General features: G+C 58.8%; 17 protein-coding genes. 8 read left to right on the top strand and 9 right to left on the bottom strand.

The window, feature by feature from the left end; all coding sequences use genetic code 11:
- Positions 1 to 44 precede the first annotated feature (44 nt).
- Positions 45 to 1,148 carry an enoyl-CoA hydratase/isomerase family protein gene (locus ACHPFG_RS15355; protein WP_431703426.1) on the top strand — a complete coding sequence of 368 codons (1,104 nt, stop codon included), beginning with the start codon at positions 45 to 47 and terminating at the stop codon, positions 1,146 to 1,148.
- 3 nt (positions 1,149 to 1,151) lie between these two features.
- Positions 1,152 to 2,303, top strand: coding sequence for an acyl-CoA dehydrogenase family protein (locus ACHPFG_RS15350; protein ID WP_431703425.1), 1,152 nt, complete (start codon positions 1,152 to 1,154; stop codon positions 2,301 to 2,303).
- Between the two features lie 74 nt (positions 2,304 to 2,377).
- On the opposite strand, the gene ACHPFG_RS15345 is transcribed toward ACHPFG_RS15350, so the two are convergent.
- Genes ACHPFG_RS15345 through ACHPFG_RS15330 form a run of 4 tightly spaced genes read right to left on the bottom strand, consistent with a single transcriptional unit; the run spans position 2,378 to position 6,267 of the window.
- Positions 2,378 to 3,151: an enoyl-CoA hydratase gene (locus ACHPFG_RS15345; protein WP_145337822.1), complete on the bottom strand. Its 774-nt coding sequence runs from the start codon at positions 3,149 to 3,151 to the stop codon at positions 2,378 to 2,380.
- 11 nt (positions 3,152 to 3,162) lie between these two features.
- Positions 3,163 to 4,290, bottom strand: a complete 1,128-nt coding sequence (locus ACHPFG_RS15340) for an acyl-CoA dehydrogenase (protein WP_131696259.1) — start codon at positions 4,288 to 4,290, stop codon at positions 3,163 to 3,165.
- Positions 4,291 to 4,302: 12 nt separating this feature from the next.
- Entirely contained in the window at positions 4,303 to 5,487 is a 1,185-nt protein-coding gene (locus tag ACHPFG_RS15335; protein WP_431703423.1) for an acetyl-CoA C-acyltransferase, read from the bottom strand.
- A gap of 12 nt (positions 5,488 to 5,499) precedes the next feature.
- Positions 5,500 to 6,267, bottom strand: coding sequence for an SDR family NAD(P)-dependent oxidoreductase (locus ACHPFG_RS15330; RefSeq protein ID WP_431703422.1), 768 nt, complete (start codon positions 6,265 to 6,267; stop codon positions 5,500 to 5,502).
- Positions 6,268 to 6,467: 200 nt separating this feature from the next.
- Here ACHPFG_RS15330 and ACHPFG_RS15325 point away from each other — a divergent pair, with 200 nt between their 5' ends.
- The 5 genes from ACHPFG_RS15325 to ACHPFG_RS15305 all read left to right on the top strand — a co-directional run bounded on the left by ACHPFG_RS15325 (position 6,468) and on the right by ACHPFG_RS15305 (position 16,307).
- Positions 6,468 to 7,361: a bestrophin family protein gene (locus ACHPFG_RS15325; protein WP_167656329.1), complete on the top strand. Its 894-nt coding sequence runs from the start codon at positions 6,468 to 6,470 to the stop codon at positions 7,359 to 7,361.
- A gap of 70 nt (positions 7,362 to 7,431) precedes the next feature.
- Complete coding sequence (locus ACHPFG_RS15320) at positions 7,432 to 8,490, top strand: tetratricopeptide repeat protein (protein ID WP_431703421.1); 1,059 nt, start codon at positions 7,432 to 7,434, stop codon at positions 8,488 to 8,490.
- Between the two features lie 111 nt (positions 8,491 to 8,601).
- Complete coding sequence (locus tag ACHPFG_RS15315) at positions 8,602 to 10,104, top strand: ATPase domain-containing protein (protein WP_431703420.1); 1,503 nt, start codon at positions 8,602 to 8,604, stop codon at positions 10,102 to 10,104.
- Between the two features lie 44 nt (positions 10,105 to 10,148).
- Positions 10,149 to 11,783 carry an ATP-binding protein gene (locus tag ACHPFG_RS15310; RefSeq protein ID WP_431703476.1) on the top strand — a complete coding sequence of 545 codons (1,635 nt, stop codon included), beginning with the start codon at positions 10,149 to 10,151 and terminating at the stop codon, positions 11,781 to 11,783.
- A gap of 312 nt (positions 11,784 to 12,095) precedes the next feature.
- Positions 12,096 to 16,307: a YopT-type cysteine protease domain-containing protein gene (locus tag ACHPFG_RS15305; RefSeq protein WP_431703419.1), complete on the top strand. Its 4,212-nt coding sequence runs from the start codon at positions 12,096 to 12,098 to the stop codon at positions 16,305 to 16,307.
- Positions 16,308 to 16,408: 101 nt separating this feature from the next.
- Here the strand turns inward: ACHPFG_RS15305 and ACHPFG_RS15300 are convergent, their stop codons facing one another.
- The 5 genes from ACHPFG_RS15300 to ACHPFG_RS15280 form a co-directional block, all read right to left on the bottom strand.
- Entirely contained in the window at positions 16,409 to 16,786 is a 378-nt protein-coding gene (locus ACHPFG_RS15300; protein WP_057703059.1) for a response regulator, read from the bottom strand.
- A 78-nt stretch (positions 16,787 to 16,864) separates the two neighbouring features.
- Positions 16,865 to 18,058, bottom strand: a complete 1,194-nt coding sequence (locus ACHPFG_RS15295) for a hybrid sensor histidine kinase/response regulator (RefSeq protein WP_131696252.1) — start codon at positions 18,056 to 18,058, stop codon at positions 16,865 to 16,867.
- Positions 18,052 to 18,651 carry a chemotaxis protein CheB gene (locus ACHPFG_RS15290; protein WP_431703418.1) on the bottom strand — a complete coding sequence of 200 codons (600 nt, stop codon included), beginning with the start codon at positions 18,649 to 18,651 and terminating at the stop codon, positions 18,052 to 18,054. The genes ACHPFG_RS15295 and ACHPFG_RS15290 overlap by 7 nt, the downstream gene beginning before the upstream one ends.
- Positions 18,648 to 19,478: a CheR family methyltransferase gene (locus ACHPFG_RS15285; protein ID WP_371920987.1), complete on the bottom strand. Its 831-nt coding sequence runs from the start codon at positions 19,476 to 19,478 to the stop codon at positions 18,648 to 18,650. The genes ACHPFG_RS15290 and ACHPFG_RS15285 overlap by 4 nt, the downstream gene beginning before the upstream one ends.
- Positions 19,479 to 22,976, bottom strand: coding sequence for a response regulator (locus tag ACHPFG_RS15280; RefSeq protein ID WP_431703417.1), 3,498 nt, complete (start codon positions 22,974 to 22,976; stop codon positions 19,479 to 19,481).
- 279 nt (positions 22,977 to 23,255) lie between these two features.
- On the opposite strand from ACHPFG_RS15280, the gene ACHPFG_RS15275 reads away from it, so the two are divergent.
- Positions 23,256 to 26,801, top strand: coding sequence for a hypothetical protein (locus tag ACHPFG_RS15275; RefSeq protein ID WP_431703416.1), 3,546 nt, complete (start codon positions 23,256 to 23,258; stop codon positions 26,799 to 26,801).
- Positions 26,802 to 26,958: the final 157 nt, after the last annotated feature.

Genomic DNA, 26,958 nt, shown 5'->3' with positions numbered 1-26,958 from the left:
ACACGAACATCTTGATAAAGAACAATAAAAGCAGGGAGTTATAGATGACTGCTCAGGTTTCAAGCGAAGCAAGCAGTGCCGATAGGGTTGAGGAAGACGTACTGGCCGAAGTACGCAACCATATCGGCCACCTCACCCTCAATCGCCCCTCCGGCTTGAACGCCCTCACCTTGGACATGGTCCGCCGCCTGACGCAACAGCTGCTGGCCTGGTCAGACGACCCACAGGTGCATGCCGTGGTCCTGCGCGGTGCGGGCGAAAAGGCTTTCTGTGCCGGCGGCGATATCCGTTCCCTGTACGACAGTTTCAAACGCGGCGACACCCTGCACGAAGAGTTCTTCGTCGAGGAATACGCGTTGGACCTGGCCATCCATCATTACCGCAAACCCGTGCTCGCCCTGATGGACGGGTTTGTCCTGGGCGGCGGCATGGGCCTGGTGCAGGGCGCGGATTTGCGTGTCGTCACCGAGCGTAGCCGCCTGGCGATGCCGGAGGTGGCAATCGGTTATTTCCCGGATGTCGGTGGCAGCTACTTCCTGCCACGCATTCCCGGTGAGCTGGGCATTTACCTGGGTGTTACCGGCGTGCAGATTCACGCTGCCGACGCCTTGTATTGCGGGTTGGCCGACTGGTACCTGGACAGCGCCAAGCTGGCCAGCCTCGACCAGAAGCTCGATAGCCTGCAATGGCACGAATCGCCCCTCAAGGACCTGCAAGGCGTGCTGTCCAAGCTCGCCGTGCAGCGGCTGCCCGACCCGCCGTTGGCCGCATTGCGCCCGGCTATCGACCACTTCTTCGGCCTGCCGGACATTCCGAGCATTGTCGAGCAACTCCAGGAAGTTACGGTCGCCGACAGCCATGAATGGGCATTGAACACCGTCCACCTGATGCGCACCCGCTCGCCCCTGGCCATGGCCGTGACCCTGGAAATGCTGCGACGCGGCCGGCGCTTGCCGTTGGAGCAGTGCTTTGCCCTGGAACTGCACCTCGACCGCCAATGGTTCGAACGCGGCGACCTGATCGAAGGGGTCCGCGCGCTGATCATCGACAAGGACAAGAACCCTCGCTGGAACCCGCCGACGCTCCATGGGCTGGACAAAAGCCATGTCGACAGCTTCTTCCACCACTTCGAGCAGGTTGCGAAATAAGCCATGCAAGACATTGAATACACTGAAGAACAGGTAATGATTCGGGACATGGCGCGCGACTTCGCCCGCGGCGAAATTGCCCCCCACGCCCAAGCCTGGGAGAAAGCCGGCTGGATCGACGACGCCCTGGTGGCGAAGATGGGTGAGCTGGGCCTGTTGGGCATGGTAGTGCCGGAAGAATGGGGCGGCACTTATGTCGACTACGTGGCGTATGCCCTGGCGGTGGAAGAGATTTCTGCCGGTGATGGCGCCACCGGCGCGTTGATGAGCATCCATAATTCAGTGGGTTGCGGGCCAATCCTCAATTACGGCACAGATGCACAGAAACAAACCTGGCTGGCCGCCCTCGCCAGTGGTCAGGCGATTGGCTGCTTTTGCCTGACCGAACCGCAGGCCGGCTCCGAGGCCCACAACCTGCGCACCCGGGCCGAACTGCGCGATGGCCAGTGGGTGATCAATGGCGCCAAGCAGTTCGTCAGTAACGGCAAGCGCGCCAAGCTGGCGATTGTATTTGCCGTAACCGACCCGGACCTGGGCAAGAAAGGTATTTCCGCGTTCCTGGTCCCCACCGACACCCCAGGGTTTGTAGTCGATCGCACCGAACACAAAATGGGTATTCGGGCCTCAGATACCTGCGCCGTCACCCTCAACCAATGCAGCGTGCCCGAGGCCAACCTTCTCGGCGAGCGCGGCAAAGGCCTGGCCATCGCCCTGTCTAACCTTGAAGGCGGCCGCATCGGCATTGCCGCCCAGGCGCTGGGCATCGCCCGTGCGGCCTTTGAGGCGGCGCTGGCCTATGCCCGCGACCGGGTGCAGTTCGACAAGCCGATCATCGAGCACCAAAGCGTGGCGAACCTGCTGGCGGATATGCAAACCCGCCTGAACGCTGCCCGTTTACTGATCCTGCACGCGGCGCGCCTGCGCAGTGCCGGCAAGCCCTGCCTATCGGAAGCGTCCCAGGCCAAGCTGTTTGCGTCGGAAATGGCCGAGAAAGTCTGCTCGAGTGCGATGCAGATCCATGGCGGCTACGGATACCTGGAGGATTACCCGGTGGAGCGTTACTACCGGGATGCGCGGATCACGCAGATTTACGAAGGGACCAGCGAGATCCAGCGGATGGTGATTGCCAGAGAGCTCAAGCACTACCAACTCTAACTGACACACTACACAACCAATATGGGAGGGGCTTGCCCCCTCCCACATTTGATCCTCAGTGCTTGAAGGATCGCTTACTTATCCTTGAACTCCGGTGCACGCTTGGCCACAAACGCCGCCATGCCTTCCTTCTGATCCTGCGTCGCGAACGCCGCATGGAACACTCGGCGCTCAAAGCGCACGCCTTCGGACAGGCTCACTTCAAACGCACGGTTCACGCTTTCCTTGACCATCATGCTGATCGGCACCGACTTGCCGGCAATCAGCGTGGCGACTTTCAGTGCCTCGTCCAGCAGTTCATCGGCCGGCACGATGCGCGCCACGATCCCGCAGCGCTCGGCTTCCACCGCATCGATAAAACGCCCGGTCAGGCACATTTCCATGGCTTTGGCCTTGCCCACCGCGCGGGTCAGGCGCTGGGTGCCGCCCATGCCCGGCAGCACGCCGAGGTTGATTTCCGGCTGGCCGAACTTGGCGCCGTCACCGGCCAGGATGAAATCGCACATCAGCGCCAGTTCGCAACCGCCGCCCAGGGCGAAGCCGTTGACGGCGGCGATGATCGGCTTGCGGCGGTTGGCCACGCGATCGCTGTCGCTGAACAAATCGTCGAGGTAGATCTGCGGGTAGGTCAGCTCGGCCATTTCCTTGATGTCGGCGCCGGCGGCGAAAGCTTTTTTCGAGCCGGTCAATACGATGCAGCCGATTTCCGGGTTGGCTTCCAGGCCATCCAGCGCCTGGTTCAGCTCGCTGACCAATTGCGCATTCAGGGCGTTCAGGGCTTGCGGACGGTTGAGGGTAATCAGCCCGACGCGGCCCTGGATTTCGAGCAAAATGGTTTCGTAACTCATGTATCGGCTCCTTAGAGATTGCGTGAGATGACCATGCGTTGGATATCGCTGGTGCCTTCATAAATCTGGCAGACCCGCACATCGCGGTAGATCCGCTCCAGGGGGAAGTCGCTCAGGTAACCGTAACCGCCGAGGGTTTGCAAGGCTGCGGAACAGACTTTCTCAGCCATTTCCGAGGCGAACAGCTTGGCCATCGAGGCCTCAACCAGCGCTGGTTTGCCACTGTCACGCAGGGCGGCGGCGTAATGCACCATCTGCCGCGCCACGGCGATTTGCGTGGCCATGTCCGCCAGGCGAAAAGCCACGGCCTGGTGTTCAATGATTGGCTTGCCGAAGCTTTCGCGCTCCCGGGCATAATCGCGCGCCGCCTCAAAGGCGGCGCGGGCCATGCCCACCGACTGGGAGGCGATGCCGACGCGACCGCCTTCAAGGTTGGCCAGGGCGATCCTGTAGCCTTCGCCCTCCTGCCCAAGACGGTTAGCCACCGGCACCTTCACATCCTCGAACAGGATCTGGCAGGTATCGGAGGCATGCTGGCCGAGCTTGTCCTCGATACGGGCCACGCTGTAGCCCGGCGAATCGGTGGGCACGATAAACGCACTGATGCCACGCTTGCCCGCTGCCGGGTCGGTGACGGCAAACACAATCACCACCCCGGCGTTTTGCCCGGAGGTGATGAACTGTTTGCAGCCGTTGAGCACGTAATGGTCGCCGTCCAGGCGCGCGCGGGCTTTCAGGCCACTGGCATCCGAACCGGCTTGCGGCTCAGTCAGGGCGAAAGCACCGAGCATGGCGCCGCTGGCCAGGGGCTTGAGGAAGTGCTCTTTCTGCTGATCGTTGCCGAAGGTAAGGATAGGCACACAGCCCACCGAGTTGTGCACGCTCATGATGGTGGAGCAGGCGCCGTCACCGGCGGCGATTTCTTCCAGGGCCATGGCGTAGGCCAGATAACCCGTGTCGCAACCGCCCCACTGTTCCGGCACCAGCATGCCGAAAAAGCCTAGTTCGGCCATCTCGCCGATGGCTTCCTTGGGAAAGCGATGTTCGCGGTCCCACTCGGCGGCAAACGGTTTGAGCCGTTCCTGGGCAAATTGCCGGGCCGCGTCGCTGATTTGCAGTTGTTCGTCATTGGGTAGCATGGGGGTAGGTCCTTAATACAGGCATTCGACGGCCATGGCCGTGGCTTCACCACCGCCAATACAAATGGCGGCGACGCCACGCTTGAGGCCTTTCTGGCGCAGGGCCGAAAGCAGTGTGACCAGGATCCGCGCGCCGGACGCGCCAATCGGGTGGCCCAGGGCGCAGGCGCCACCGTGGACATTGACCTTGGCATGGGGGATTTCCAGTTTGCTCATGGTCACCAGGCTGACCACGGCAAAGGCTTCGTTGATCTCGAACAGATCGACCTCGTCGAGGCTCCAGCCGGTCTTGCTCATCAACTTGCGAATCGCCCCCACCGGTGCCACCGGAAACAGCCCCGGTTCATCGGCAAAAGCCGCGTGCCCATGGATCACCGCCAGCGGCTTGAGCCCGCGCTTTTGCGCCTCGGACTCACGCATCAGCAGCAATGCTGCCGCGCCGTCGGAAATCGAACTGGAATTGGCCGCCGTCACCGTGCCGCCTTCGCGGAACGCCGGTTTGAGGCTGGGGATTTTTTCCGGCTTTGCCTTGGGGGGTTGTTCGTCATGCAGGATGGTTTTCTGCTCTTTGCCGACGGCGACCTGTACCGGGACAATTTCGGCGGCGAAACTGCCATGGGTGATTGCCTCCTGCGCACGGGTCAGCGAAGCGATGGCGAACGCATCCTGCGCCTCACGGCTAAAGCCGTTCAGCTGCGCGCACTCCTCGGCAAAGGTCCCCATCAGGCGGCCCTTTTCATACGCATCTTCCAGGCCGTCGAGGAACATATGGTCGATGACGCGGCCGTGGCCCATGCGATAGCCGCTGCGGGCGCGGTCCAACAGATAGGGCGCGTTGGACATGCTTTCCATGCCGCCGGCGATCACCACGTCAACACTGCCGGCCAGCAGCGAATCATGGGCCAGGATCGCCGCTTCCATGCCCGAGCCGCACATTTTGTTGAGGGTGGTGCAACGCGTGGATTTGTCCAACCCGGCGCCCAAGGCGGCTTGACGCGCAGGCGCCTGGCCCAGGCCGGCGGGCAGCACGCACCCAAACAACACCTCATCCACGGCGTCGGCGGCGATGCCGGCACGCTCGACCGCCGCACGGATGGCGGCAGAGCCCAGTTGCGGCGCAGTCAGACCCTTGAGGTCGCCCTGGAACCCGCCCATGGGCGTGCGCACGGCACTGACAATCACGATGGGATCATTCATGGCTCATCCTCCTTACTTGGCCGCCATGCGCAAGGCACCGTCGAGACGGATCACCTCGCCGTTGAGCATGCTGTTTTCAATGATGTGCCGCACCAGGGCGGCGTATTCGACAGGCTTGCCCAGGCGTGGCGGAAACGGCACGCCGGCGGCCAGGGAGTCGCGCACTTGCGGGGTCATGCCGGCCATCATCGGGGTTTCGAAAATGCCTGGGGCGATGGTCATCACGCGAATGCCGAAGCGCGCCAGCTCCCGTGCGGCGGGCAAGGTCAGGCTGGCTATCGCGCCTTTGGAAGCCGCATAAGCAGCCTGCCCGATCTGCCCGTCGAACGCAGCCACCGAAGCGGTGTTGATGATCACCCCGCGCTCGCCGTCGGCGTTCGCTTCAGTTTCGGCGATGGCCGCTGCCGCCAGGCGCAGCAAGTTAAAGCTGCCGATCAGGTTGACGTTGATCACCTGGGCAAAGCTGGCCAGCCCGTGGGGGCCACTCTTGCCGAGGATCTTTTCACCGCGCACCACCCCCGCGCAGTTGACCAAACCATGCAAACCGCCAAACGCCGCGACCGTTGCCTGCACGACGGCTTCGGCAGCGGCTTCCTGGCTGATATCCGCCACTGCGCTGCGGGCGTTGTCGCCGAGCTGCCTGGCCTTGGCCGCAACGGCGTCGGCATTCAAATCCACCAGCATGACCTTGGCGCCGGCCGCGACCAGCATGTCTGCGGTGGCCGCACCAAGGCCGGAAGCGCCGCCGCTGACCAGAAAAATCTTGTTCTCAATCTGCATTATTGGTTCCTTGAACGGTCGGTATCGTCGAAATAGTCGCTCTGCAACGCTACGGCAGCAATGGTCAAAGCCTTCAACATGGCTGACTGGTTTGGCCAATCATCGACCGCGCTGATCGGCCGGTCAGTCCAAGCGATTGGACGCCCGGCTTGCAAGCTCCTAACCTGAGAGCCTGCGCCACCGAAGAAGTCCGCCCACCGATGATCGTACGTCCCAAACCGAACCTGCTGGGCATCCTGTTTTCGCTCAAGGGCTCGATTGCCAAGCGCATCGCCCTGCGTAGCCTGCTGGTCACGCTGCTGGCGTCGGTGATCGTGTTGGTGGAAACCCTGCACCCGGCGTATTTCTCCAAGGTCAACGCGACACCCTTTACGTTGCTCGGGCTGTCGCTGTCGATCTTCATGAGTTTTCGAAATAACGCCTGCTATGACCGCTGGTGGGAAGGCCGCAAGCAACTGGGGCAGATGATCATCGAGGTGCGCTCGCTGATTCGCGAGACCCAGGTGCTCACTGACCCCGCGGAGCGTGGGCGCTTGCTGCGGGGGCTGGGCGGCTTCGCCCACGGGCTGGTCGCGCGTCTGCGCCACGAAGACGAAGCCCGGGCGATAAAGCCGTGGGCCAGCGTGGAAGCGAGTCATCCCAACCTCCCTGACCGGGTGCTGCAACAGCTCGGCGCGCGATTTTCCGCTTTGGCCGAGCAAGGCGCCATCAGCGAATGGCGTTACACCCAGTTGGAAACCCGCCTGGTCAGCCTCAGCCAGGTACAGGCCGCGTGCGAGCGAATCAAAAGCACGCCGCTGCCCTTCCCTTACACCTTGCTGCTGCACCGCACCATTTACCTGTTCTGCATTCTCTTGCCGTTCGCCATGGCCGAACCCCTGGGCTGGCTGACGCCGGTGTTTACCGCCATCGTCAGCTACACCTTCTTCGGCCTCGATGAAATCGGCGACGACCTGGAAGACCCTTTCGGCTTTGACGAAAACGACCTGCCCTGCAATGCGATCCTGCGCACCCTGGAGCGTGAGCTGCTCGCCGCCCTCGGCGAAACCGACCTGCCAGCGGCCCTGGAACCGGTGGAATACGTGCTGACCTGACACGGGTTTGACACCTGCCGTGGTCTGACCGAAGCTTGCGACTTTGCTTCTTCAGCTTTCGGACACCTGCATGTCAAAGTCACGCCGTTACTCCATCGTCGGCCTGTGCGCCCTGTTGTTGATTGTGCTGATCACCTGGTATTTCTCCCGCACCACCCAGGTGGCCGTGCCTCCCGCCATTGCCCATGGCTACTCCAAAGCCCTGAAACAGGCACACAACGGTGAACCGGGCGCCGCGCGTGTGCTGTATCAGCAACTGGGCCGGCCGGACCTGTCACCCGAGCGCCGCGCCGCCTTGCATGCCGAATTGCCCAACTACCCCAGCCCCCAAGCCTTGAAGCTCGCGGACAAGGACCTCAGCAGCGAATCGCCGCTGGTGCGCGAGGCCGCCATCCACAGCATCGTCGGCCTGGTGCCCACCGGCCAGCGCACGCTGTTGCTCGGCCCGGTGCTGGATGACCCCGAACAAAGCGTGCGTTTCACCGCCGCCAACGCCTTGCTCGGCCTGTCGCCAGACACCCTGGGCCTGTACTTCGGGCCGTTGCAGCAGGTGTTGGACGAGTTCGTGAAAAAGCTCAAGGCCCAGCCCGAAACCGCCGAAGGCTGGATTCAACTGGCGCGCCTGTACATTCACAGCGCCCTGCTGCCAGACGCACAAAACGCCCTGGAACAGGCCATGCGCTTGCAGCCGGACAACCTGCAAGCGGTCGTGGCGCAGATCGAACTGCTGGATAAACAAGGCAAGACCGACGAGTCCCGCCAACTGTTGGCACGGCAACTCGCGGCGCATCCCGAATCGGCCTACTTGCAGCACGCCCTCGGTATGTGGTTGCTGCACCACGGCGAGCGTCCCTATGCGCTGCTGGGTCTGTCCAAGGCGGTGGAGTTGGAGCCGGACAACCAGGATTATCGCTATGACCTCGCCACCACCCTGCACGCCCAGCAGGAACTGGAAGCCGCCCAGCGCCAATTGGAGGAAATCATCCAGCGCCATCCGTCCAATCGCAAGGCACGGGTGCTGCTGGTCAACTATTGGAAAGAAAGCGGTCAACTGCAGAATGTGCAGGTGCTGCTCGCCCAGCTCGAACAGCAAAACCCCGACGATCCGGCCCTGCAGCAAGGCCTGTAGGCGCAATAATCGCGCATCAGTTTGAACCGCCGCAAAGCGCTACGGTCAAGAGAACATGGCACGTCCACTTGGACGCGCATCCTCTACTCGTATGTGACCTGAGGGCACTTCTTGTCTACATCCAAAGCGTTGTTAAGCGAAAAAGCAGCCATCGGCATCGAAGGTCTCGATGACATTCTCAGCGGCGGGCTATCGCGCAGCCACCTGTTCCTGCTGGAAGGTGAACCGGGTACCGGTAAAACTACGGTCGCCCTGCACTTCCTGCAGGCCGGGGCGAAAGAGGGTGAGCGAACCCTGTACATCACGCTGTCCGAAACCGAGCGCGAGTTGCGCCAGGGTGCCGAGTCCCACGGCTGGGATCTGGACGACAATATTCATATCTTCGAACTGACGCCGCCGGAAAACCTGCTGGATGCCGAGCATCAGCAGAGCCTGCTGTATTCATCCGACCTTGAGCTGGGCGAAGCCACCCGGCAGATCTTTGAAGTGGTGGAACGGGTCAAGCCGACCCGCGTGGTGATCGACAGCCTCTCGGAAATCCGCCTGCTGGCGCAAAGTTCGCTGCGCTATCGCCGTCAGATCCTGGCGATCAAACATTACTTCGTGCGCTATGACGCCACCGTGCTGCTGCTCGACGACCTGACCACCGAATCCCTCGACAAAACCGTGCACAGCGTGGCCCACGGCGTGATTCGCCTGGAAGAGCTGACCCCCAGCTACGGCGCCGAACGTCGTCGCGTGCGGGTGGTGAAGTATCGCGGGCAAAAATACCGTGGCGGTTTTCACGACTTCACCATCATGCAGGACGGCATTCATGTATTCCCGCGCCTGGTAGCTGCCGAACATCGCGGTGGCTACATGCGCCAGACCTTGAGCAGCGGCATTCGTGAACTGGATGCCTTGATGGGCGGCGGTGTCGAGACCGGCTCCAGCAGCCTGATCCTCGGCCCGGCCGGTACCGGCAAATCGCTGATCTCGATGATCTTTGCCGCGGCGGCGGTAGCCCGTGGCGAAAAGGCTGCGTTATTTATCTTCGATGAAGAGCTGGGCCTGCTGTTCGAGCGCATGAGCAACATGGGCATCGATCTCGCCGCCCTGCAAGCCACCGGTAACCTGCTGATCGAGCAAGTGGACGCCGCCGAGTTGTCCCCCGGCGAGTTCTCACACCGCGTGCGCCGCTGCGTGGATGAACGCGGGATCAAGACCGTGGTTATCGACAGCATCAACGGCTACCAGGCGGCGATGCCGGAAGAAAACGCGCTGATCCTGCATATGCACGAACTGCTGCTGTACCTCAACCGCCGTGGCGCAGCGACATTCATGACCGTCGCACAACATGGGCTGGTCGGCGACATGCAGGCGCCTGTCGACATTACTTACCTGGCCGACACGGTGATCCTGTTGCGTTACTTCGAGGCCCTGGGCAAGGTCCGCCGCGCCATCTCGATCATCAAGAAACGCACCGGCGCCCACGAGTCGACCATCCGCGAATACCGTATCGGCAGCCGTGGCATGACCGTCGGTGAACCGCTGGATAACTTCCAAGGTGTCTTGCGCGGGATCCCGACCTATATGGGCGCCGGTTCCCCTTTGCTCAAGGATGAGGGCGTGTGACGACCGTACCACCCATATCCGAACGCGCAATCGTGCTGGCGCCAATGGGCCGTGACGGCTCGCTGGCGCTGATGATGCTCAACGAGGCCGGCTACAGCGGGATCATTGCCAGCAACCTGACGGTACTGTGCGAAGCACTGGAACAAGGCGCCGGTTTGCTGATTATTGCGGCCGAGGCCCTGCGTGGCGCGGACCTGGAGCCACTGCTGGAGTATCTGCATCGTCAGCCCGCCTGGTCTGACCTGCCCATCGTGTTAATGACCCACCATGGTGGCACCGAGCAGAACGGCTCATCACACCTCAGCGGCTTGCTGGGCAACGTGACCTTCCTGGAGCGCCCCTTCCACCCCGTGACGTTGATCAGCCTGGTGAGCGCAGCCCTGCGCGGGCGGCGCCGGCAATATGAAGCACGGGACAGGTTGATCGACCTCAGCGAGAGCGAACTGCGCCTGCAGCGCACCCTTGAGACGCTGGAGCAGCAAGTCGAAGAACGCACGGCGCAGTTGCGCAGCAATGAAGAAGCCTTGCGCCAATCCCAGAAGATGGAAGCCGTCGGCCAGTTGACCGGCGGCATCGCCCACGACTTCAACAATATGCTGACCGGCATCATCGGCAGCCTGGAACTGCTGCGAAGGCGTGTGTCCCGTGGCAAGCTGGATGACCTCGACAGCCTGATCGACCTCGGCGTGACCTCCGCCAACCGCGCCGCCGGCCTCACCCACCGCTTGCTGGCGTTCTCGCGGCGCCAGTCGCTGGATTCCAAGCCGGTACAGATCAACGAACTGGTCACGTCCATGGGCGAGCTGCTGCAACGCAGTCTCAACGAAAGCATCGCCTTGGACATGCGCCTGGACGGCCAATTGTGGACCGCCGAAGCCGACCCCAATCAACTGGAAAGTGCCCTGCTCAACCTCGCACTCAACGCCAGGGATGCGATGCCGGGGGGCGGGCGGCTGACGGTCGACACCAGTAACCGTCATCTGGACAGCGTGTTTACTGCCGCCTACGGCACGCTCACGCCGGGCGACTATGTGGAACTGAGCGTCAGCGACACTGGCTGCGGCATCCCTGAAAGCCTGATTGGCCGGGTATTCGACCCATTCTTCACGACTAAACCCATCGGCCAGGGCACCGGCCTGGGCCTGTCGATGATCTACGGCTTCGCGCGCCAGTCACGCGGGCATGTCACCATCCACAGCGAGGTGGGCAAAGGCACCACGGTGAGTCTGTTCCTGCCGCGCTATATCGGTGAAATCAGCGAGGACAGGCCGTTGGACCCGGCGCTGCTGCCTGTCGCCAATACCGGTGAAACCGTGCTGATCGTTGAGGACGACCCGGCGGTACGCGTGCTGGTCAGCCAGGTACTGAGCGAACTGGGCTACGCGTTTGTCGAAGCCGGCGATGCCGATAGCGCACTCCCGATTATCGAATCCAGCCAGCGCATTGACCTGATGATCAGCGACGTAGGCTTGCCTGGGATGAACGGGCGACAACTGGCAGAGATCGGTAGGCAGATTCGCCCCGAGCTGAAGGTGTTATTTATTACCGGATATGCCGAGCATGCGGCGGTGCGGGGTGGTTTCCTGGACCCGGGGATGCAATTGATCACCAAGCCCTTTACCTTTGACTTGTTGACGGCGAAGGTGCGGGAGATGACTCACATAAAGGCCAGTGAATGAGGCGCAGGTCAAGCGAAACGCTGGGTCTCGACCGGGCCCGCTGACAGGCTATTTACGTTGAAGGCGACGAATTTGGCCCATTGAAAACTTCGTTAATGACCTGCAATGTCTGAAGTTTTACTTTTAGATACAGAAAGTAATACTCAAGTGCCTTCGGTGAGTCACCTTTGTATCGGCGCCCAGCGCATTTAGTAATTTCCGGCAAAGGGTAGAGTTGGAACGTTAGAGGCTAATGCCAATACCAAGTGTTAAACCGCGGGCGCAGTTACAACACCCGGGGTATGTTCATTTGCCTCTCAGAGAATGCCCCTCATGATTTCATCCGATAGCGTTACTCTTCCCCGCCAGCATCTTCAGAGCACCCCGCAAACATCAACTTCCGCCTCGTCCCATGCGCCTCTTGCTGAATCTTCTTCCGAGTGGGACATCGATCCGATACGTAATCAACGGCCTATTCGGAGCATCGGGCAAAGATCGCTTCTCGCCCAACAAAGTGTCCAGAATCAGTTGCCACCACCTCTGCAAAAAAATTCGATGACGGCGGCCGATGCCATTGGCCTACAAGCACTTATCGATGGCCTGACTAAAACAGGTGAGTTGCAGAAACATCAATACTATGGCACTGAACGGCGGCTTAGATCGTTGCAGATAACCCTGCCACCAGAATCTTACATTGCGCGCAAGAACAACCTTCTCGAAGGGCAAAGCATGAGCGCCGAACGATACATCCAGGCGCTGGGTTTGCCGTTACCCACCAGTTGGCAAGAGACCTTGCGATTGACCCAGAAAATTGCCATGCCATTGCCCGCACCGCCTGCGTTGGGTGATTTCGGGGGGCTGCTGGGTCGGACGGTACCCCTGGCTCAATTCCAGCAAGACCGCGTGCGCGCTATCGTCAACGAATCAGCTAATACCAGCATTCAGTCCTTGATCATACACGCTGTCACCAACACAGAATCACCCGTAACCCCTCGCAAGGTACTCGAACAGTTGATCGCAAACCCCCAGGCGCAGGCACTGGGTCAGAAATTGGAAGCCGAACTGCAGGGCATTTCAACCACAACCAGTGTCAATGAATGGTTGATGACAGCGGTGGCACTGGAACTGGGCATCACGCCCGAAACACAGCGCAACCGTATCGCAGGCTATGACCTGAACCAGCCCGACAATTGGGGCAAACCCGCTTCGGCGATCATCGCGGCGGTCAATGACCATCTAGAACGTGAAAACGCCAATGTCCCTGACGTGAGGGGTTATTTGCTGCTCTCGCGGGTCGCGCCGCAGTTTCTGGTCAAACAGTTGCCCGAGAACCTGGTGTACGGTTCCAACGAGTGGGCTGTGTTCAGTGCTGCCGTTTCGCGCATTGAGCAACAGGCGCCCGGTACTGCGGCGACCATGACATTTGACCAAGTGATCGAGTTCGGCAACACCTCTGCGGTCAGCGAGCGCCAAGCGGTGCACGCCGCCCTTGCTGAACGCAACGCCATGGTTGACTGGGGTATCGTCAATGGTTTTCTCATTAAGGATGACGATGACAACTACGACCCAGCAGCGATTGAGCACACGCGGAGCAAATTCAACGAGCAGATAACAGAACTGAGTACACGCCTCGCGGTGTTCTCCTCACCGCTGCCGACCAGAAAAGCCTTGGCAGAAGCCGAACTCAAAAAAGTACTGGGCGATGACGTCCCTCTCGAGAAAGAATTCATCAAGCTGGGCCGCCAAAACAGAGGTGGCACAGCATACTCGATTATTGATCTATATATGTCGGGACGGCTCAAGGCCGATACGCTCAGGTCTGACTTTGACAAGGAGCTACTAAAAAAACTCGAGCCTAAATTCGATGAGCTTCCCGATATCGAAGAAGTATTTAAAGAAACGTTCACGCCTTATTTCGACGGGGTAAAAAAAGCCTTTACCTCGCGTATAAAGAATCAAATTTCACGACTCCCTTTAGAAGACCGAAAAAACTTTGGATTCGGGGGATTAACGGCTTACTCCGTTCGCCTACCACTGCATGAGGATAGAGAAGATGATATCAGTCAAAAACAATACAAAAAAATTGGACGCGATTGCATATTGTTTAAAACGGTGCGTGGCGAGAAATCCACCTACTATGAGTTTTCTGTAAGCGATCAGACTATTCGCAAAAAAACCGACCTGCCTGACGATCTGCCGATCGGTGCAACCCGTATCTTCCGTGGGGTAGACGGCGATAAATATATCGAAGGGTTTGAACGGCTGCCGTTTGACCTGGATAAGTATGGGATCGGGAATGGAGGCCTACCACCGCCAAAAGTCCCCGTCATTATTGATCGGGTCAAGATCCAGCCCGCGTCAGTCACCTCCGGCGCCGACGAACCGAATTCGACAACTGCCCCACTCAAGACGTTCTTTACCGCGAAGACCGATGCGATTGCCAAGACCGTCAGCGAGCATTTTTTCAGCGACAAGGACAGTTTCGAGGCAAATGCTTCAGGTGAAACAAACTTTGAGAAGCGGTACCGGAAAAACAATAAACTCAGCAACGACATTCTGAATGTAATTATTCCGTTCAAATCCGCTATCGAAAACGCGATTGAGGGTAAATGGGACGACGCCATCGGCGATGCAATGCTGGATCTGATAGCGCTTTATAATCCTGGCGCCAAAGGCAGCGGCATTGTTAACAGAACCAGTAAAACAACGGTTATGAGGCTACTGACAGGCGTCAAGAAATTCGGTGGCGCAGTGCTTAAAGACGCCAATCTTTTCGCTGACGTGGCGGACCTGACGCGCTTGTTGACGAAAGGTGCGAGATCCGCAGCATCGTCACTCTCTGACGGTGTTCATTCCCTACAGATGTCTGGCCGCAGTTTGCTCAATGCTCCTAACGGCCTGGACAGCGTGTCGATGGGTACCTTCAAGTATCAAGGCGAAGTTATGGAGGGTGCGGCAGCGTTCAAAGATAACAAGTGGTACGCACTTGATCCCTTGTCACTAAAACCTTATGGCGCACCGCTGGAGGATTTCTTGCCCTCGCTGCAGAACCAAATGGCAGAACTCGGGAAATGGGCGACTGCGGACAGCCCCCGAAAGACACTCGATGAGGCCGTTGTCAAAAGCTGGAAAAAGACCGTTAACGACCATCGCACTGGACCGCAAAAAGCTCAGTTTGAAAGCGGATACCAATCAGGAAACCCCCAAACTATCACAGGGTTCTCCAATTCCATGAAGCCCGCAGATATCATAACCTTGGCTGGCAATAAAAACCTTACCGCCAAGGAGGTCGGGATGCTGCTCAAGCGGTTCGACGATCTCTCTTACCAAATCGGTCGGGTTAACTCAGCTCGTTTTATCGATGCCATAGAACCAGGGCTCGGCAGCGTAATACCTATGCCTCAAGTCATATACCTTTCCAAGACCGGGCAATTGTCCAATGGCCAATGTGCCGCGCTATCACGTGTCATGGCGGACGCCATGGCAGAAGGCAAAGAACGGTTATTGATCAAGAACATGCTCAGTGCAGCGGCCTACCCGGCCGATCCGGCCTCCAGAGAATTTACTGCCAAACTGAGCAAGATCCAAACCCAAGTCGGCGCGCGAAGTGCTTTTCATGCTCAACAGACGGTGCGTCAGGAGACGGTTCAAGGCATCGTGAATGAGCTGGCCGACGCCAGCGTATCCAAGTCAATAATGATCGACTCTCCTGGTCACGCCATGGCGGCTGGCGTAAGGGTTGATGACACAGGAAAGAGCTTCTACTTCTATGACCCTAATCATGGGCTTGCGAAATTTTCCAATGCACAGGACATGGAAAAGGCACTGGAGAAATTGACTCGCGACAAGAAACTGGAGCCAGGCTACGTGACTCATAGTACTGACCCCTCTAAGTTGGAGTTCAAGGTCTTCGACCATACTGATGCGTGGCAGCGAACAAACAGTGTGCTGAGTACGGATGTTAAAAAGCTGTATGACACACGACTCGCCATCCGACCAGACAGCGAAAGAAGTGCTGAAAAGTTCATGGTTCGTTTACTCAATGAACGTCTTGCCACCCCCGGGACCAAGGCGAGTGTCCGAACGCTTGAGGAACTGAAGAAATTTGACTTCGCTGTCCCAACCCAAATATTTCGAGGGCATACAGCTACCGGGGATACTCTCGCGACCGGCCTCAGGCGTGCAGCGGGAACGGACTCTTCCGGCGACGACTATCTGGCTGCGATTATCCAACATACGGCAAGAACATCAGGCAGTGGCGGTGAAGTCATGTCATTCAGCGCGAGCAAGGCCAAAGCCAATAGTTTTGCCACTCAGTACTCAACACCCACTAAGAAGGTGCCCGTCTTTACTGTCGACACCACCCAAGACCCGAACGCATTTCGAACGGTGGTCGATATCGTTCTTAAAGACGGGGAAAGACTGGTCGGGGATAAAAAAATCACTAAAGCAACCCTTCTGCAAGCCGTTGAAAAATTGAACGGGCAGGAGTTAGAGGTCTTTTATGTCAAAGGGGACATACCGCCGGCATTTATGGTGAGCTAAAGCACCTCTCACCCTACGCTCAATGCCAATAGGAAAAAACTGACACCTTGAACCTATGAAAGCGAAAGCAGCGGCGTCGGACTTTCGACGCCGCCCCGCCATCAGGCCAATAACCGCTGTATATGCTCCTGCAACGTATCCAGATCAAACGGCTTGGCCAGGATCGGCGCATTGCGCGTGATCGGGCTGTTGCAGTCGAGAATTTCCTGCGGGTAGCCGCTGATAAAGATCACTTTCAATTCCGGGCGCAACTTGAGCGCGGGCTCGGCGATCTGCACGCCGGAAATCCCACCGGGCAAACGGTAGTCGGTGACCATCAGGTCCAGGTGCGGCTTGGTGGCGAGGATTTCAAAGGCCTGCTCCCCGTTGATCGCCTTCAACACCCGATACCCCAGGCCGGCCAGGTACTCACCCAGCACAAACATAATGGATTCGTCGTCCTCGACGATCAGAACGACATCTTGTGCATCTTCACTCATGGGAAGCCTTTGTCCGGTCAATTGCTGCAATTACGACCATGGGGTCACGCAGAGGTTGCGTCGGGGTGACGATTGATTTCATGCCGACTGTTCAAGGGGCAGGCACACCCGAAACAACGCGCCCTCGCCTATCCGGCTCTCGACCTCGATGGTGCCGCCGTGGGCTGCAATGATCTGTTCTGAAATAAACAGCCCAAGGCCCAGGCCCGCTGATACTTGGCTGGCGGACACGCGTTCGAACTGCTGGAAGATACGCTTCTGGTTCGCTTCACTGATGCCGATCCCGTGGTCGCGCACCTCGACCCGGGCCTCGCCATGTTCGCTGTACACGCGCACCTCCACCGGGCTCTTGGCCCCGTAGCGCAAGGCGTTGGTCAGCAGATTGGTGATCACCTGCTCGATACGGAACTCATCCCAGTTGCCCACCACGGGTCCACCGGCAACCAGTTGCATCGACGATTCGGCGGCAGCCACTTGCGGAGCGAAATTCTCCACCAGGTTGCTTACCAGTTGCGTCAGGTCGAAGCGCCCCGGGCGAATCGACAATTTGCCGGTGCGGATACGGGAGACGTCGAGCATGTCTTCGATCAGGCGAATCAGGCTCTGGATCTGGCGCTCGTCGCGGTCGACCATGGCGTGCATCTTGTCCAGGGTGAACGCGGCGGCGTTATCCCGGGCCAAGTGCATCTTGCGCAGCTGGGTTTCCAGGATCAGGCCGTTAAGCGGCGTACGCACTTCGTGGGCGACGATCGACATGAAGTCGTCCCGCATGCGCACTGCCTGCTCCAGCTCGGCCTGGGTGGCCTGCAGGCGCGTCAGCAACAGCTCCTGCTCGCGACGGCTGCGCTCCAGCGCTTCCACCTGCAGTTTCATCGCCTTGCTCTGGCGGTACAGGTCGACGAACACATTGACCTTGCTCTTCACCGCGTGGATATCCAGCGGTTTGTGCAGGAAATCCACGGCGCCGCTTTCGTAGCCCTTGAACGCGTAATTGAGCTCACGGCCAGCGGCGCTGACGAACACAATCGGAATGTTCTTGGTTTTTTCGGTGCCGCGCATCAGTTCGGCCAGCTCGAACCCGTTCATGCCGGGCATCTGCACATCAAGAATCGCCAGGGCGAACTCGTGCTCCAGCAACAGGGACAAGGCCTCGTCGGCGCTCAATGCCTTGAAGACCTGGCGATCCTCGCGCTTGATCAGCGCTTCGAGGGCCAGCAGGTTTTCCGGCAGATCGTCGACGATCAGCAGTTTGGCCTGGACAGTACTTAACATGGGGAGGATTCCAGGGAAGCCAGCAATGCGGCAATGCGGCTCAAAGTCAGAATATGGTCGGGTATATGCAAGGCCAGGGCCGCCCGCGGCATCACGGCAATCCGTGCTTCACTGGGGTCCTGTACCACCGTGGTCCCGCCCGAGTGCTTGACATGGGCCAGCCCGTGGGCGCCGTCGTGGTTGGCGCCGGTCAGGAGAATCGCCAGCAGCCCCTTGCCATAGGCGTCGGCGGCCGAGGCGAACAGGTAATCGATAGCCGGCCGGGAATGGTGTACCCGGTCTTCCTGGCTCAGGGACAGGCTGCGGTCATGCTCTACCGAGAGGTGATAGCCGGGTCCGGCGAAATAAAGCGTGCCTGCATCGATTACCTCCTTGTCCCGCGCTTCGCGCACGGGGATGGGCAGGCGCCGCGCGAAGACTTCCGCCAGTTGGCTGCGGCGCTCATCCGGCAGGTGCAAGACGGCAATGATCGGCAGGCCGAAGGTCTCGGGCAGTTCGCTGAAAATACTCAGCAACGCTTCGACGCCGCCGGCGGAAGCGCCGACGACGATGGCTTCAATCCCGCGAATCGGGTTGGCTGCAACGTCGCTCATGATTTTCGGTAGATCCGTTCCTGTTTGACCAAGGGTTCGAATTGCTTGTTGTAGGCGGAAAAATCCAGGGTTTCCTTGCTGCCCAGCACCAGAAAGCCGCGATGGCACAGCGACTCATGAAACAATCCGAATGCTCGATCCTGCAACTTTTTATTGAAGTAAATCAATACGTTACGGCATGAAATTAATTGAGTTTCTGAGAATACACTGTCGGTCGCCAGGCTGTGATCGGCAAACGTCACGTTCTCGCGCAGCGTCTTGTCGAAGATTGCGTAATCGTAGGCCGCCGTGTAGTAGTCGGCAAATGATCGTTGCCCCCCGGCCTGTTGATAATTGGCGGTGTAGGCCCGCACATTTTCCAGCGAGAAAATGCCCTGCTTGGCTTTATCCAGGGACGCCGGGTTGATGTCCGTGGCGTAGATGATCGTGCGCTCCAGCAAGCCCTCTTCACGCAGCAGGATGGCCATGGAGTACACCTCCTCCCCCGTGCTGCAACCGGCGATCCAGATCTTGATCGACGGGTAGGTCTTGAGCAGCGGCACCACTTCCTGGCGGATCGCCAGGAAGTGCGAGGGATCGCGAAACATCTCGCTCACCGGGATCGTCAGAAATTGCAGCAACTGCATGAACGCTGCCGGGTCATGCAACACCCGCTCCTGCAGCGCCGAAATCGTGGCGCAGTCGAACTGGCGCAAGGCATGAGCCACGCGGCGTTTGACCGACGCGCCGGAGTAGTCGCGAAAGTCATAGCTGTACTTGAGGTAAATCGCCTCGATCAACAGGCGCAGCTCAATATCGCTGCTTTTCTCCAAAAAACGTTGCTCCACTTAAATGCGTTCCATCTTGGGTAGCCATACGCGAATCAGCGAGAACAGGCGATCCAAGTCGATCGGCTTAGCCAGGTAATCGTTGGAGCCCGCCGCGAGGCAACGCTCCTGATCGTCCTTCATGGCCTTGGCCGTCACGGCGATGATCGGCAGTTTCTTCCAGCGCGGGTCCTGGCGGATCAAGGTGGTGGCCTCGTAGCCGTCCATCTCCGGCATCATCACATCCATCAGCACCAGGTCGATATCGTCGACTTCATTGAGTCTCTCGATGGCTTCGCGGCCATTACGGCCGATCACCACCACGGCGCCTTTGTGCTCCAGGGCGCTGGTCAGGGCGAAGATGTTACGCACATCATCGTCCACCAACAGGATCTTGCGTCCTTCGAAAACCTTGTCGCGGCTGCGGGCGGTCTTGAGCATCTTCTGGCGGTCATGGGACAGCTGGGATTCGACTTTGTGCAGAAAGAGTGTGACTTCGTCGAGCAGGCGCTCCGGTGAGCGGGCGCCCTTGATGATGATCGAGCGCGAATACTTGCGCAGTTCGGCCTCTTCGTCACGGGTGAGGTTGCGGCCGGTGTAGACGATCACCGGCGGGAACGAGCAGATATCTTCGGTGGCCATGCGCTTGAGCAACTCGTTGCCCAGCATGTCCGGCAGCTTGAGGTCGATGATCATGCAGTCGTAGACGTTGTTGCGTAGCAGATCGAGCGCTTCCTGGGCGAAGCCCACGGCGGTGATCTCGATGTCATCGTCACCGATCAGGCGGGCAATGCTGTCGCGCTGCAGGTCATCGTCCTCCACCAGCAGCACGCGCTTGACCTTCTGGGTCAGCTTGGCTTCCAGACGCGCAAACACGTCCTTGAGCTCTTCGCGGGTGGTGGGTTTTACCGCATAGCCGATAGCGCCCATGTGCATGGCGGCTTCGACGCGGTCTTCCACGGAAATCACATGCACCGGGATGTGGCGGGTGTTGGCGTGCTCCTTGAGGCGTTGCAGCACGGTGAGGCCGGAATGGTCCGGCAGGCGCATGTCCAGCAGGATCGCGTCGGGGATGTATTCCTCGGCCAGGCTGTAGCCTTCGTCCGCGCCATGGGCCACCAGGCACTGGTAACCCAACTCATGGGCCAGGTCGAACAGGATGCGGGCGAAGTTCGGTTCATCCTCCACCACCAGAATGCAACGGCTGGTGAACGGCGCTTTGTCGCGGTCGTCGGCAAACCGCGGGATCTGCTTGGCGTCGGCAACCGGCAGCGGTGAGATCGCGATGGGCTTGGGCGCGGGGGCGGCAACCACCTGACGCGGTTGCTCGATCGGCGCGGCATCTTCCTCGCGTTCGACATACTGCTCCGGCAGCACCAGGGTAAAGGTGCTGCCTTTGCCGGGCTCGCTGGTCACGCTGATATAGCCGCCGAGCAACGCGGCCAGGTCGCGGGAAATCGACAGGCCCAGGCCGGTGCCACCGTAACGGCGGTTGGTGGTGCCATCGGCCTGGCGGAAAGCTTCGAAGATGCTTTCCTGCTGGTCCGGCGCAATACCGATACCCGAATCACGCACGGTAAAGGCAATGCCCTCGCCCGGCGCACGGGACACCGACAGGCTCACTTCGCCCTGCTCGGTGAACTTGACCGCGTTGGACAGCAGGTTCTTGAGGATCTGCTCCAGGCGCTGGCGGTCGGTAAACAGCATCACCGGCGCACCGTTCTGTACCTCCACCTGGAAGCCCAGCTTACGGTCAGCGGCCAACGGTTCGAACATCCCGCGCAAGCCATCGACCAGGCGCGCCACACTGGAGTTTTCCGGGCGCACTTCCAACTTGCCGGCTTCTACCTTGGAAATATCGAGGATGTCGTTGATCAGGTTGAGCAGGTCGTTGCCGGCCGAATAGATCGACTCGGCAAACTTGACCTGTTCGGCGCTGAGGTTTTCCTGGGGGTTTTCCGCCAGCAACTTGGCCAGGATCAACGAACTGTTCAGCGGTGTACGCAGTTCGTGGGACATGTTGGCGAGGAATTCGGACTTGTACTTGCTGGAACGCTGCAACTCATCGGCGCGGTCTTCCAGCTCGAGCTGGGCCTGGTTGAGCTCGACGTTCTTGCGGTCCATGGCATCGCGCTGCTCGGCCAGGGTCTGGGTCTGTTCGGCCAGTTGCTCGTTGGTCTGCTCCAGCTCGGCTTGCTGGGTTTCCAGGTGGGCCTGGGATTCCTTGAGGATGCGCGACTGCTCTTCGAGCTCTTCGTTGGCAGTCTTCAGTTCTTCCTGCTGCACTTGCAGCTCTTCGTTGAGTTGCTGGGTCTCGGCCAGCACTTCCTGCAAACGTTGGCGGTAGCGCGCCGCTTCGATTGACGTGCCGATATTACCGGCGATCAGCTCCAGCAGTTCTACATCACGCTCTTCCAGCGGTCGCAGGAAGCCCAGCTCAATCACACCATTGACACGGTCGTCATCGCTGGTGGGCACCACCAGCACGCTACGGGTCGAGCCTTCGCCGAGGCCGGAGCTGACCTTGAAGTAGTCGACCGGCACATCATCAAGGCGAATCAGCCGGTCCAACTGGGCGGCCTGGCCCACGATCCCCTCGTCGCTGTAGATAGCCTGTTCAAGCTGTTCCTGTTCCCGGGAGAAGCCATACGTCGCCACGCGCCTGAGGCCGCCGTGCTCTTCACGCACATACAGCGCCGCCACCGCCGAGCCCATGTACTGGGCGAAGAATTGCAGGATATTGCGGCCCAGCATGTTGAGGGTCAGTTGGCCAAGGACTTGCTCGGCCAATTCGGTCTGGCCATTGCGTAGCCAGGCTTGTTGTTCCAGGCGCAGCGCGATCTTCTGTTGTGACGCGAGGTTTGCGCTATAACTACCTGAAAGAGCGAGTAAATTCTTACGGCCTATATAGGCCAGGAAGCCACTCAACCCCAACACGAACGCCAAATACAAAGTGACACTGATAACGGTGGTGCGGGTGACTTCTTGATTGCGCGTGATGCGGAACTGCTGCTCCATCGCCACCGCATCTTCGTATTCCTTGCGGATTTCATCGGTCAGGCGCTTGCCACGGCCGGCCTTCACCGCGCCGCGGTAGTCCCCACTCTGGCGCTGCATATCAATCATTGACTGGGCGTATTTGTTCCACTCCAGTTGCAACGCTTCCAGGCGCTTGAGACGGTCCACCTGCTGTGGGTTATCCGCCACCAGCTCTTGAAGGTTGCGCAGGTCGGCAATGATCCGCGGCTTAGCCACTTCGTACGGGTCGAGAAAGTGCTCGTCACCGGTGATGAGGAAACCGCGCATGCCGGTTTCCAGGTCCACCGTCAATTTGGATGATTCGTTGAGGTTATTGATCACCCGGTCGGTGTGCTCGACCCATTGGATGACTGACAGCAAATAGGTGATCAGGCAGACGAAAAATACCGCGCTGAGCACGCCCACACCCAGGGGCAACGCTACGTTTCGGCTGAGCAGTGTACGAAAGCTCTTTTCATCGACAGACGACGCGGGAGTCATGGGCATGCCTTGGCCAAGTATGGAAAACCCGGGAGTTTGCCCCAAAGTGGCGGTAGAGGGCTACGTTTTGTGATGCGCATAGAGGATTAAGCGCGACGGTCTGCCTGAACAGACTCCCTCCCCCCGCTCCCTGCCTGCCTATATATATGATTTCTGACACTTGCTTCCCGGCCTGCGGGGAACGTTCGGACTTACGCTCGACACTCACTTGCTGTGTGCCTTAGGTCCAGGGAGGCCCTTTCAGAAGGTATTACCCTTAAATAACTAAAGGTAATAAAGATGACTTCCTCTTTGAGTTTGCTACATCCACAGGGTTTCAAATACTCCACGCCAATATCACCCGATCAGCCGGAGGGCACGCCTTCCACTGGCAACCCCAGCGGCGCCAAGCGTGCAATAGTCTCGGATCAATCCCTGTCACATACATCAGAGGCCCGCGCGCAGGGAAACGCGCAGAACTGGAAAAACGTGGCGCAGCACCTCACCACTGCCATGAACGCCCTTGCGCAGGATGCGACGCCCCAAACCCTGCTGGCTCATTTGAGCAGTACTCAAACCACCATTGACCCACGCTCCGCCTACCACCAGGACAGCGCGTCGGGAGGCCAGGCCTCTGTCAGTCTGGAAACCTTTCTCAAGCACCATAATTTACCTATGCCTGAAACCCGGCTTGATCTGGTTCACTTGGCGGACACCGCGCACACTCATGCATTGGAACAATCCTTGGGCAATCTCGGGGGGGCGCTGTCCTGGCCCCTGCCCTTGACCTCGCAACAACGACACAAGGTGCGTGTCATTGTCGAAGCCGGGGTGATGCGTCATAGCCGCCACTCAGAGCCAGGCTCGGTCCGGTCAGAGCTGACAAAAGGCGCGCTGGGCGCCCTTATAAAAGCCAGCTCGCTGTCGGATGCCGAACTGCAAGACCCGGCCAAGGCCCTGGAAACCCTGCTCAAGTCCACCAAGGCCCAGGCGATGGGGCAAGCATTACAGAGCGGGCTTGAAGGGATTGCCACGCCAACCAGCATCAGCGACTACGTGTTGGCCGCCATTAACATTGGCCTCGATCGTGAATCCGTCGAGTCGCCCGCCAGGAATTCAATCGCCGGCTTTGACTTGGGGCAGGAAAAATACTGGGGCATGCCACCGTCAGCCATCGTTGAGGGGCTCAGTCGCCATCTGGTGGATAAAGGCCGGGCCACGCAAGCCACAGCCAAGCTGGCAACCCACCTGTTGCTGTCACGCATAGCGCCTCAGTTCCTGGTCAAGGATATTCCCGACACGCTGGTCAACGGCAGCCAGGCCTGGGTAAATTTCTGCCTGGCGGTGGCCAAGGTCGAAGCGAGTGCGCCCGGTACTACATCACAGTTGGACTACGGCCAGGTGATGAGTGCCGCCCAAGCCTTGAATGATCCGCCGGTCCACGTCATCACAGCCTTGTTGCTGGACTGGGGCATGATCAATGGCCTTGTCGTAAAGAAGGATGATGCTGCCTACACCCCTCAGGAAGTGGAGAGCATCAGGACCGCGTTCAATCAGCAGCTGACTACCAGAATCAAGGCCTCCCAATTACTGTCTGCCGAGATTCCAAGCAGAAAAGCCATCGCCCTGGCAAAGCTCAAGGAGCATTTTGGGGAAGGTATTCCGTTTGAATTGAAGTGCCTCTCGACCGTCTCCCAAGACAAAGCCAAGCAATTGGATGGGAAACACTCAATGCTGGACATGGCCATGATGGGCATCAACGTCAACTGGAAAACAGACGATGCCCGGGTCCCCATCAATGCGATCAACGAGCAGCCCAGGCTCAACGTCAACGGCATATTTCAAGGCCAATACGAGACGGCGACCCAATCGCTGAAAGAAGGCATTCAGACCCAGGTGAAACACCTGATTTCCGAACTCCCGCTGGAAGACCGGCAAAACCTGGAATTCGGTAAAATCGATTTCTATCAATCTAACCAGTACAAAATTGGCAGGGGGCTCATAAATCCCCCCACTTTCCAGTCAAGACTCAATGAGTTGCTGGTAAGAACTGAAAGAGAGGTCGACGGAAAACCCCAGGTCTGTGTTTATGAAATCGATATAAGAAACAAACGAATCGTCAAGCGCACGAGTGAGGCGGCCATCACCCGGGGTGATTGGCGCGACGCGAATATTCTGACTAAAGTCGAAAAATTCACCCCGGAACGCCTTGATCGCCAAGGGCGTGAAGCACACCAACCGAATACCCCTTTACCGGCCCCGCCGAGTTTTACCTCCGCCCGAACCCAGTACCTTGCGGACGCGTTTCTTGAACACCTTGATATCAACGGCAAGGACCAATGGCTGCAAGCCAATGGAACCACGACACTTGATGAGCAGAAAGCAGGCGATGAGCGAGTCAGGCAGTTCTTTCTCAACTTGATTCCGTTCAGGTCGGCCTATGTCAATTTTCGCGACGGTGATTATGAGGCAGGCCTTCTGGACCTTGGCCTGGATACTCTAGCGCTGGCCACGATGGGTTACGGTGTTTCCGCAAAGGCCGCCAAGGTGCTTGTATCCGCAGCGTCCCCTACCATAAAGGCGCTCCAGACGGCACGCATCCTCGGCAGTGGTCTTATCGGCGCGCTCAACCCGCTCAGCGGGGTCAGGGGCATGGCGGCGGGAACCGCCAGCCTGGTCACACGTGGAGCAAGATTCCTCAGTGACTCCGGGCAGGTGCTGATTAACAAGGTACGTGGCGCATCGGGAAGCTATGACCTGTTGAAGGCAGCCAACAAGGAATATGGTCCGACGCTGATAGGGACTTATAAAGTCGGAGAGAATAGCGTCGACGGCGTCGCCGTTCTGAAAAACGATCGTTGGTATAGCTTCGACCCTTTTCGAAACCTGCCCTATGGCCCGCCAATCGAGAACTTCTCCCCCCTGCGCGGCAGTCTGTTCGGTAGAGTCCCAGATACGTACCTGGCGAGTGCCGGAGAGAATATCTCTGCCGCGAGAACCTCCAACACACTTCCGAAATTCAACCAGGGTTATCGAAGCGGTGCATTGGATGAGTTGTCGGATTACTCTGGACAGCGCAGTTTCGAGGCGTTGATGGTATTAGCGGCCAAACCTGGCAGGACACCTGAAGAAATGGGGATTCTGGCCAGGGAGTTGAAGGCCAAAAGAATTGAAGAGGGCAAGTATTTCACTGCGCTGCTTACCCGCGATGTCGGGAATTCTCCCAGCGTTTCCATCAATAGCTTTGCCCAGTCGGACTACCTCGGCCGTGTTGATTTGACCTCCAACGGCGATTGCGCCGGGTTATCGAATGCCATGGCGCTCGCCTTGCATCGAGGAGACGAAAAAATATTCCTCGACAATCTTCGCAAGGCTTCCACCACTGAATCGCCCTCTCCGCTGCACACCATATTCAATCACGACTTAAAAACACTGCAGTACGCCGTAAACACAAAGGACACCTTCCACGTAAACGCCGCCCCTTCACTGATCAATCATCAGTCCATCATCGACGATCTGAGCAGGTCCACGTCGTCAAAATACCTGAGAATCAGCACGGAAGATCACGCCATGCTGGCAGGCATCAGAGTCAAGGATGGCCAAAAAGAGTGGTTTTTCTTCGAGCCCAATGGCGGACTGGTCAGGTTTGATAACGTGGAGTCTATGCGTGAAGGCATCGAGAAAATCCTCAATAGCGGCGGTGTCAGCGCGACCTTAAGGCCTAAGATTTCGCCGGGGGGCAAAAAGGGGTTTCACGTGAGCGCATTCCATCCCGATGACATCGTCACAGACAAGGTGGACAGTTTTGCGGTTTCAATGATGGTATCCAGACCCCTGCCGTCTTAAGGCATGGCATTGATCCAGTCCCTCGGCAGGGCCAGGAGCTTCTGAACGAAGCCGCTTGCCCGGCAATGTGTTGAACGGCGCGCAGGACGGAGCCACTGATGGCCCGCGGCCTCTGGTGAGTAACGCGACTTTTTCTTGCATTCCCGTCACAATGCCC

Source organism: Pseudomonas sp. BR20, assembly GCF_050780135.1.
Classification (GTDB): Bacteria; Pseudomonadota; Gammaproteobacteria; order Pseudomonadales; family Pseudomonadaceae; genus Aquipseudomonas.
The sequence above is the reverse complement of the archived record's forward strand: the minus strand, read 5'-3'. Positions and strand labels throughout refer to the sequence as shown.